A 1,301-nucleotide genomic window follows, 5' to 3' on the forward strand; every position below is an offset into this window, starting at 1 on the left:
GCTCTGTTTTTGCTCGACGGTGTGGATCTGGGTAAGCTGATTCTCCGCCGCCAGAATACTGACGTTTTTACCGGTCAGATTGATGTCTTTACCGGCCAACATCTCGGCACCTTGTACCCTCAGGTCCATGCTCAGGAATCCGCGGTAGGCGACATTGACCTGAATTTCCTGCACCAGCCTGCGTTCACTGGGAATGCCAAACAGGTAGCCAAGGAGCATCATTTTGAACAGCACAACGGGTTAATGGCGGGGCGACCATTGTCGTGGCAAAGAGGTGTGCGAATTCGTCGCGGATAAACTAGAAATCGATGGCGACCTCGATCTTGCGGACTAAATGATGTTGCGGCAAACCCGCAACCGCTCTTCGAGGGTGACCATTTCGAGTTGATACTGTTGAGAGGCAGATTCTTTTAGCGTAAGAACAGGCTCGTTTTTTAGCCTGTTTCTATTAGATCAAAATCCCGGCCAGGAGCTCTGCGAAAAGTTGCGCAGAGAGGTGTGGCATAAGGGGGGGATCACTAAAATCAAGCAGGTTGTTGAGAAATGGCATAAGAAAACGGCTCCCTGTTGTGGAAGCCGTTATAATGCCGCAGTTTAAGGATCGTTCAACCGATCCTTAACTGATCGGCATTAGGCCAAGGCCGGGATTTTCCTATCTCAAGTTGAGATAGCCATAGCATCTAAAATTTGACCTATTTTTTCAAGCAATAATGTTACATCTTCTCGAGTTGCTCCTATTCTGGTATCAAACTCTGATATAACTATTCCATTACAAATTTCATTAAGAGCCGAATTCAGTATCAATAGCTCATCATTTGTAAGCCTCAATTCTGCCTGCTGCTTAGTCACTACTGATAATTCCATTATTTACCTCAGATTATCAAAATACCCCCGTCCATTTACGGGTCTAAATGCAGTTCCGCCATCTGGTGCTTTAGGATTACGAATAACTACAGTGCCAGTAGATTGATCCCAATAAGCAGATCGTCCGCCACTCAATTCTTTTGTAGACGTTGGATTTTTTACAACATTTTCTACATGCTGCGCAAATTGCGCTCTTGTGCGAATTCCTAGTCCAGTGAACTCACCTTGCTCAATAACATGTTTTTCAAAAGCGTGACCATCAGCAATTTCACGGCCAACTAACTCTGCATTTAAATCCTTACCGCTAGTTGCACTATTAGCTTCATTATTCCGCGCATTCTCCTCATCTTCCGGTTCCCAGCCACCTGGTGTTCCTGATCCCACACCACCCAACTCAGTCTTTTGTTCATCCGTCAGATCTTTGCCTATATTGGGGG

1 protein-coding gene and 2 pseudogenes are annotated in these 1,301 nt (G+C 45.7%); all 3 read right to left on the reverse strand.

The window, feature by feature from the left end; genetic code table 11:
- Positions 1-120 precede the first annotated feature (120 nt).
- Positions 121-378, reverse strand: a pseudogene (locus tag AC971_RS24070) (transposase); the annotation flags it as partial.
- Positions 379-657: 279 nt separating this feature from the next.
- Positions 658-864: a hypothetical protein gene (locus AC971_RS21485; protein WP_025384265.1), complete on the reverse strand. Its 207-nt coding sequence runs from the start codon at positions 862-864 to the stop codon at positions 658-660.
- A gap of 3 nt (positions 865-867) precedes the next feature.
- A pseudogene (locus AC971_RS24940) lies at positions 868-1,301 on the reverse strand (hypothetical protein); the annotation flags it as partial.

The sequence above is a fragment of the Yersinia similis genome (assembly GCF_001053095.1).
Taxonomy (GTDB): domain Bacteria; phylum Pseudomonadota; class Gammaproteobacteria; order Enterobacterales; family Enterobacteriaceae; genus Yersinia; species Yersinia similis.